The organism is Kocuria sp. CCUG 69068 (assembly GCF_020833785.1).
Classification (GTDB): Bacteria; Actinomycetota; Actinomycetes; order Actinomycetales; family Micrococcaceae; genus Kocuria; species Kocuria rosea.
Genome location: NZ_PDDL01000138.1, coordinates 1 through 7,543 on the forward strand (window position 1 = coordinate 1; position 7,543 = coordinate 7,543).

The window sequence follows — 7,543 nt, forward strand, 5'->3', positions numbered from 1 at the left end:
GCCGCCGGCGGCCGCCCCGGGCACGGCCGCCTCCTCCCCCGCGGCGGGGACCCAGTCCGCGACGGGCACCACGAGCTGGTCCCGGCCGTCCGCCGTCAGCGGGCCCAGGCACAGGGTCGCGTCCAGGTGCAGGGCGAGCATCAGGTGGTAGGCCCGGCCAGGCTCGCCCAGCAGCCCGGCCTCCTCCCACGCGGCGTGCAGGCGTTCACGGGGCTGCGGGCCGTGGCGCAGCGCGGCGAGGGCGCTCTCCCGGGCCGCGTCGAGCCGCTCGTCGATGCCCAGGGCCCGGCGCCGGGCGGACGTCGAGGCGACGGTGCGGGGACCCAGGACCGCCAGCCACGCGCGCAGGTCCTCGGCGGGCACCAGGTGCAGGGTCCCGCGCATGGGCCACGTGCGCACGATCCGGCCGTCGTCGAAGGCCTGCCGCAGGCCGTCGGACCCGCCGGCCCGCCGCAGGGCGACCGACACCAGGGCGCCGGGCAGGTCCTGGGCCTGGACGGCCCCGAGGGCGCGCACCACGTCCTCGGGCGCCACGTCCTCCGGGCGCACGAGCCCGTGGGCCGCGAGCCGGGCGAGGCCGATCTCGCGGTCCGTCAGGACGGCCGGGGAGCTCACTGCAGGGCCCGTCCCCGCTGCTCGGGCAGGGCGAACGCGGAGAGGGCGGCCACGAGGAAGGCGGCGCCGAAGACGGCGAAGACGGTGACGACGTCGTAGCGCTCCCCGCCGAGCGCGAGCAGCGCCGGCACGGCCAGCGGGGCGAGGATCGAGGCGACGCGGCCGAACGCCGCCGCCGCCCCGGTCCCCGTCCCGCGCAGCGCGGTGGGGTAGAGCTCGGGGCCGATCGCGTACAGGGCCCCCCACGCGCCCAGGTTGAAGAAGGACAGCGCCATGCCGGAGCCGATCACCTGCCACGGGAGCACGATGCTGCCCATCGAGACGATGCCGAAGAGCAGGGCGCTCACCGCGGAGCCCCCGAGGAACACGGCCAGCGTGATCCGGCGGCCCCAGACCTCGATGAGCCAGGCGGCCGCGGCGTAGCCGGGCAGCTGGGCGAGCGTGATGACCAGGACGTAGCCGAAGGAGGTCGTCAGCGTGAGGCCCTGCTGGAGCAGCAGGGTGGGCAGCCAGGTGAACGCCCCGTAGTAGGCGAAGTTGATGCAGAACCAGACGGTCCACAGCGCCGCCGTGCGCCGCCGCAGGGTCGGGGCCCAGATCCCGCTCGCGTCCTCCGCCGGGCGCGGACCGTGCGCCTCGGCCGCCCGGGCCTGCTCGGGGGTCTCGGCCCGGGAGCGGCCCAGCGGCCGCGCCCGCTCGAACCGGCGCACCGCGGCCTCGGCCTCGTCCGTCCGGCCCCGGTGCTCGAGGAAGCGCACGGATTCCGGCAGGGCCCGGCGCACCACCACGGCGTAGAGGGCCGGCACGAGCCCGACGACGAGCGCCCAGCGCCAGCCGTCCGGGGAGGACGGCACCACGAAGTAGCCCACGAGGGCGGCGAGGATCCAGCCGACGGCCCAGAAGGACTCGAGGACCACCACCACGCGGCCGCGGATTCGCCGGGGCGCGTACTCGGAGACGAGGGTGGAGGCGACGGGCAGCTCGGCGCCGAGGCCGAGGCCCACCACGAACCGCAGGACCACCAGCGCGGCGAGGGACCCGACGAGCGCGGACGCGCCGGTGGCCGTGCCGTAGACCAGCAGGGTCAGGGCGAAGACCTGGCGCCGGCCGAGCCGGTCGGCCAGCAGCCCGCCGAGGCTGGCGCCCACGGCCATCCCCACGAAGCCGATCGAGGCGAGCAGGGACAGCTCCCCGGAGCCCAGGCCCCACTCCTGGGCGAGCGCGGCCATCACGAACGAGATCAGGCCCACGTCCATGGCGTCCAGGGCCCAGCCGACGCCGGAGCCGACGAGGAGCTTCCGGTGCTCGGTGGTGAACGGCAGCCGGTCCAGCCGCTGGGAGCGCGTCGGGGCGGACGCGGCGGCGCCGGGCCGCTGGCTCTCGTGCATGCTCCGGTCCTTCCCTCGCTGCGCTGTGCTGCGACCACTGTAGGCGCTCGGGGCCGCGCCGGTCCCCGGGGGCGCCCGCCCTAGACTGGAGGGACCACACCACCGGCCGGCGAGGGAGCTGACTGTGTCCACGGTTGCCATCTATCTCGTCGTCGCCTTCGGGGCCGGTGCCCTGGCCGTCCTCGCGCGGCTGCCGCCCCTGATCGGGTTCCTCGCGGCCGGCTTCGTGCTCAACGGCCTGGGCGTGGAGCGGCTCCCCGCCCTCGACCAGCTGGCGGACGTCGGCGTGACCCTCATGCTGTTCGGCATCGGTCTCAAGCTCGACGCCCGGTCGCTGCTGCGCCGGGAGGTCTGGGGGACGGCCGGGATCCACATGGTCCTGAGCACGGCGCTCGGGGCGGGGCTCCTGGGCCTGCTGATGCTGGTGGGGCTGCAGCTGCCGGGCGAGAACCTCCGCGCGCTGCTGCTGGCCGGGTTCGCCCTGTCCTTCTCGAGCACGGTCCTGGTGTTCAAGGTCCTCGAGGAGCGCAGCGAGACGACGTCGCTCTACGGGCGCGTGGCGATCGGCATCCTCATCATCCAGGACGTCGCCGCCGTCGCGTTCATCACCGTCACCAGCGAGCACCCGCCGAGCCCGTGGGCCCTGGCCCTGGTGCTGCTGCTGCCGGCGGCGTGGGTGTTCCGCCGGATCTGGGACGGCATCGGCCACGGGGAGCTGCAGGCCCTGTTCGGCGTCGCCATGGCCCTGGTGCCCGGCTACATCGCCTTCTCGGCCGTGGGCCTGAAGGGGGACCTCGGGGCGCTGCTCGTCGGCATGCTCCTGGCCTCGCACACCAACGCGGGCGAGCTGTCCCGCACCCTGTTCACGCTCAAGGACCTCCTGCTGGTCGCGTTCTTCGTCTCGATCGGCTTCCACGGGATGCCGACCCTCGAGATGCTCGCCATGAGCGTGCTGCTCCTGGGCCTCCTGCCGGTCCAGGCGATGCTGTTCGTGCTGCTGCTGTGGATGTTCGGGCTGCGCCGCCGCACGTCGCTGCGGACGGGCCTCGCGCTGGGCAACCACTCGGAGTTCGCCCTCATCGTGGGGGCCATCGGCGTCTCGGCCGGGATGTTCGACGGCGACTGGCTGGTGATGCTCTCCGTGGCCGTCGCCCTGAGCTTCGTGATCTCGGCCCTGGTCAACCGGCGCGGCTCCTCCCTGACCAGCACCCTCGCCCGGCGGCTCCCGGAGCACCCGGACGACCGGCTGCACCCGGAGGACCGTCCCATCGACATCAGCCACGCCACGGTGCTCGTGCTCGGCATGGGCCGGGTGGGGCAGGCGGCCTACCGGGAGCTCTCCGAGGAGCACGGCTTCTCCGTGGTGGGCATCGAGAACGCCACGGACCGCGTGGAGCGGCTGCGGGCGCAGGGGATCGACGTCCAGGAGGCCGACGCGACCGACCAGGAGTTCTGGGAGCGGGTGATCGCGACCGGCCACGTGCAGGTCGCCGTGCTGGCGATGCCCTTCCACGGCTCCAACCTCGTGGCCCTCCAGCAGCTGAGCGCCACGGGCTTCGACGGGGTCGTGGCCGCCGTGGCGCAGTACGACGACGAGGTGCAGGAGCTGCGCGGGCACGGGGTCCGGACGGTCTTCAACCTCTACAGCGGCGCCGGCATCGCCCTGGCCGCCGAGACCGTCGAGGCCCTCGGCCGCCGGCCCGACTGACCGCGCCGGTGCCGGCGGGCACCGGCCCCGTCAGCCCCGGCGCGCCAGGGCCCGGCGGACGAGCTTGCGCAGCTCCTCGACCCACAGGACGAGGGACGCCATGCCCACCGCGACCGCCCAGTGGACGAGGTCCAGCGGTGCGGTGCCGAAGGCGACCTGGAGGACCGGGACGTGCACCACGAGCACCTGCAGGGCGGCGGCGAGGGCCAGGGCACCCCACAGCCAGGGGTTGACGAACAGCCGGTGGAAGGCGCTCGCGAGCTCGGAGCGGGAGTTCAGGGCGTTGAACAGCTGGGCGAGCACGAGCGCGGTGAACCCGGCGGTGCGGGCCACGTCGAGGGAGTCCTGGCCGGGCACCAGCCCCCCGGGGAGGAAGATGTCGATGGTCAGCAGGGTCGAGGCGCCCATCACCAGGCCGAGCAGCGCGATCCGCCCCCACATCGGCGCGTCGAGGATCCGTTCGTCGGGCCGGCGCGGCGGGTGGGCCATGACGTCGTCGATCTCGGGGTCCACGCCCATGGCCAGGGCCGGACCGGAGTCGGTGACGAGGTTGATCCACAGGATCTGGGTGGCCAGCAGCGGCACGGCGATCGCGCCGCCGGCCGCGTCCGTCAGCCCCAGGGCGCCGGCGAGGAGCACGCCGAAGAACACGGTGGCCACCTCCCCCAGGTTCGAGGACAGCAGGTAGCGCAGGAACTTCGTGATGTTCTCGAAGATGACCCGGCCCTGCCGGATCGCCACCACGATGGTGGCGAAGTCGTCGTCGCCGAGGATCATCCGCCCGGCCTCCTTGGTAACCTCCGTGCCCGTGATGCCCATGGCCACGCCGATGTCGGCGGCCTTGAGGGCCGGCGCGTCGTTGACGCCGTCCCCGGTCATGGCGACGACGTGGCCCTGGGCCTGCAGGGCGTCGACGATCCGCAGCTTGTGGCCCGGGGCCACCCGGGCGAAGACCGAGACGTCCCGCACGGCGTCGAGGAAGCCGTCCCCGGTGAGCTCGCCCAGCTGCGCCCCGGTGAGCGCGGGCGAGCCCGGGGGCACGATCCCCAGGTCCGCGGCGATCCGGGCGGCCGTCACCGGATGGTCGCCGGTGATCATGATCGTGCGCACCCCGGCGGCCCGGGCCTGCGCCACGGCCGCCGCGGCCTCCTCCCGCGGCGGGTCGAGGACGCCCACCACGCCGAGCCAGACCAGGTCCCGCTCCGCCGCCTCCCCGAGCTCCGCGGCCTCGCGCTCCCGGACCCGCCGGCCGGCGACCGCCAGGGTGCGGAACGCCTGCCCGGACAGCTCCTCGACGGCCGCGGCGGCGTCCCGGCGTCGCGCGGCGTCGAACGGCTCGACGGCGTCCCCGACGCGCACCCCGGTGCAGCGGTCCATGAGGACGTCCGGGGCGCCCTTGGTGAACAGGTACCGGTGCCCGGAGTCCGTCTCGATCTCGAGGGTGGACATCATCCGGCGCTCGGAGGTGAACGGCATCTCCTGGGCCCGGGAGAAGTCGTCCGCCCGGTCGGCGGCGCCGTAGAGCTTGTGCACGGCGGTGAGGAACGCCGCCTCGGTGGGGTCGCCCTGCACGGTCCACACGCCGGCGGCCTCGTTGAGCTGGGCGTTGTTGGCGCGCGCCCCGCCCACCAGCACGCCCCGCGCCTCCTGCAGGACCTGCGCGGCGGGCGCGCCCCCGGTCACGACCCTGGCCTCGCCCTCCGGGGAGTACCCCGTGCCCGAGAGCTCCACCGTGCCGGACGGGGTCACGAGCACCTTGAGGGTCATCTCGTTGCGGGTGAGCGTGCCGGTCTTGTCGGAGCAGATCACCGAGGCCGCGCCGAGCGTCTCCACGGAGTGCAGGTCCTTGACCACGGCCTGCCGGCGGGCCATCGCCCGCACCCCGATAGCCAGGACCAGGGACAGGATCGCGGGCAGGCCCTCCGGGACGGCCGCGACCGCGAGGGAGACGCCCAGCAGCAGGACCGTCACGAGGTCCTGCACGCCGCGCACCCCGCTGACCAGGACGACCGTGGCCATGACCACCACGGCGACGCCGACCACGATGAGGCCCAGCGACCGGGACACGGCCGTGATCTCGCGCTGCAGCGGCGAGGGCTCGGCCTCCGTGCGCTCCAGCATCTCGGCGATCGCGCCCACCTGGGTGTCCATGCCCGTGGCCACGACCACCGCGCGGCCCACCCCCGACACCACGGCCGTGCCCTTGTAGACCATGTTCCGCCGGTCCCCGAGCGGGACCGGAGCGGGCAGCACGGCCGGGTCCTTGAGCTCCGCCTCCGACTCCCCGGTCAGGGACGCCTCCTGCACGCGCAGGGACGCGGCGGAGAGCAGGCGGGCGTCCGCCCCCACCGCGTCCCCCTCGGCGAGGGCCAGGACGTCGCCGGGCACCAGCTGGGCCGAGGGGAGCGTGGTCAGGCGCCCGTCCCGCACCACGGTCGAGTTCGCCGCCGTCAGCACGGCCAGCGCCGCGACCGCGTCCTCGGCCCGCCCCTCCTGGACGCGGCCCAGCACCGCGTTGGCCACCACGATCACGGCGATGACCACCGCGTCCACCGGCACCCCGCGGGCGCCCTCCGCGACCCAGGCGACCACGGACACGGCGATCGCGGTCAGGAGCAGGTAGATCAGCGGGTCCTGGAACTGGGCGAGGACCTTGCGCCACCGCGGCACCCGCGGGGCGGTGCGCAGCTCGTTGGGCCCGTACCGGGCCAGCCGGGCCCCGGCCTGCTCCGCGCTCAGCCCGAGGGCGGGCTCCACGTCCAGCTCGGCGAGGAGCTCGCCCGCCGCGCGGAGGGACGGGTCCTGGTGCACGCGCTCGGTGGCCACGCCCCCATTCTCGTCCCGCCGGCGGCGCCGCGGGCCCCGTGACGCCGCCGGTGGGCTCCCCGGACTAGGCTCGCGGCATGAGGGCCCGGATCGACCGCTACCTGCTCAACGTCGCGGGACCCCGCCGCACGCCCGCCCTCAACCGGCACCTCGCCTACCTGCTCGCCCTGGTGGCGGGGGTGCTCAACTCCGTGGGCTTCGTGGCCGTGGCCGTGTACACCTCCCACATGACGGGGCTCACCGCGATGGTCGCCGACCACCTCGTGCTGGGCGACCTGCGGCTCGTGGCGGTCGGCGTCCTGGCCGTCCTCGCCTTCACGGCCGGGGCCGCGTGCTGCGCGCTGATGTTCAACTGGGCGCGGCGCCGCGGGCTGCACAGCCGCTACGCCAACGTCCTGCTGCTCGAGGGCCTGCTCATGCTCGTCTTCGGCCTGCTGGCCGAGAGCCTGACCTGGGCGCACCGGGACCTGCTGTTCGTCCCGGTGCTCGCGTTCACCATGGGCCTGCAGAACGCGGTGATCACCAAGATCTCGGGCGCCCAGATCCGCACCACCCACGTGACGGGCATGGTCACGGACATCGGCATCGAGCTCGGCAAGTTCCTCTACCGCAACCGGCTCGCGGACGCGGACCCCGTGACCGGCGACGCCGGGAAGCTCAGGCTGCTGGCCGCGCTCGTGGGGCTGTTCTTCGCCGGCGGGGTGCTCGGCGCCCTGGGCTATCTGGCCGCGGGCTTCCCGGTCCTCGTGCCCACCGCGCTCACCCTGCTCGTGGCGGCGTGGCGCCCGCTCGCCGCGGACCTGGGCTTCCGCCGCTCCCCCACCTCCTGAGCCCGGGCGCGAGGACGGTGCCTCAGGCGCCCCGCTGCACGGCCTTGCACAGCTGGACCAGCCGGCCGACCTCGCGGTGCGGGGCGCCGGTGGGGCGGCGAGCCTCGTCCCGGGCCGCCACGGCGCACCGGACGAGCGTCCAGGCCCGGAGGCGCTCCTCGTCGGCGCCGGCCGCC

Annotated in this window: 5 protein-coding genes; 2 read left to right on the top strand and 3 right to left on the bottom strand. The window is 75.0% G+C overall.

All coding sequences use genetic code 11. From position 1 onward, the window contains the following. Together CRM73_RS17255 and CRM73_RS17260 are read right to left on the bottom strand one after the other, a co-directional pair. Positions 1-615 (bottom strand): DNA glycosylase AlkZ-like family protein (locus CRM73_RS17255; protein ID WP_229588609.1); only part of this gene is annotated, 615 nt, incomplete at its 3' end. Continuing rightward, complete coding sequence (locus tag CRM73_RS17260) at positions 612-2,003, bottom strand: MFS transporter (protein ID WP_017833394.1); 1,392 nt, start codon at positions 2,001-2,003, stop codon at positions 612-614. The genes CRM73_RS17260 and CRM73_RS17255, both read right to left, overlap by 4 nt. A gap of 124 nt (positions 2,004-2,127) precedes the next feature. On the opposite strand from CRM73_RS17260, the gene CRM73_RS17265 reads away from it, so the two are divergent. Then, positions 2,128-3,711: a cation:proton antiporter family protein gene (locus CRM73_RS17265; protein WP_229588610.1), complete on the top strand. Its 1,584-nt coding sequence runs from the start codon at positions 2,128-2,130 to the stop codon at positions 3,709-3,711. A gap of 30 nt (positions 3,712-3,741) precedes the next feature. Here the strand turns inward: CRM73_RS17265 and CRM73_RS17270 are convergent, their stop codons facing one another. After that, on the bottom strand, positions 3,742-6,537 hold the full coding sequence (locus tag CRM73_RS17270) for a cation-translocating P-type ATPase (RefSeq protein WP_229588611.1): 2,796 nt from the start codon (positions 6,535-6,537) through the stop codon (positions 3,742-3,744). A 77-nt stretch (positions 6,538-6,614) separates the two neighbouring features. Here CRM73_RS17270 and CRM73_RS17275 point away from each other — a divergent pair, with 77 nt between their 5' ends. After that, a complete protein-coding gene (locus CRM73_RS17275; RefSeq protein ID WP_017833390.1) occupies positions 6,615-7,367 on the top strand; it encodes a YoaK family protein in 753 nt (250 codons plus the stop codon). The last annotated feature ends 176 nt before the right edge of the window (positions 7,368-7,543 follow it).

What these genes read in the sequence shown, in the direction of transcription:
- CRM73_RS17260 (WP_017833394.1), bottom strand. Translation starts at nt 2,003, where the DNA reads ATGCACGAGAGCCAGCGGCCCGGCGCCGCCGCGTCCGCCCCGACGCGC.
- CRM73_RS17275 (WP_017833390.1), top strand. Translation starts at nt 6,615, where the DNA reads ATGAGGGCCCGGATCGACCGCTACCTGCTCAACGTCGCGGGACCCCGC.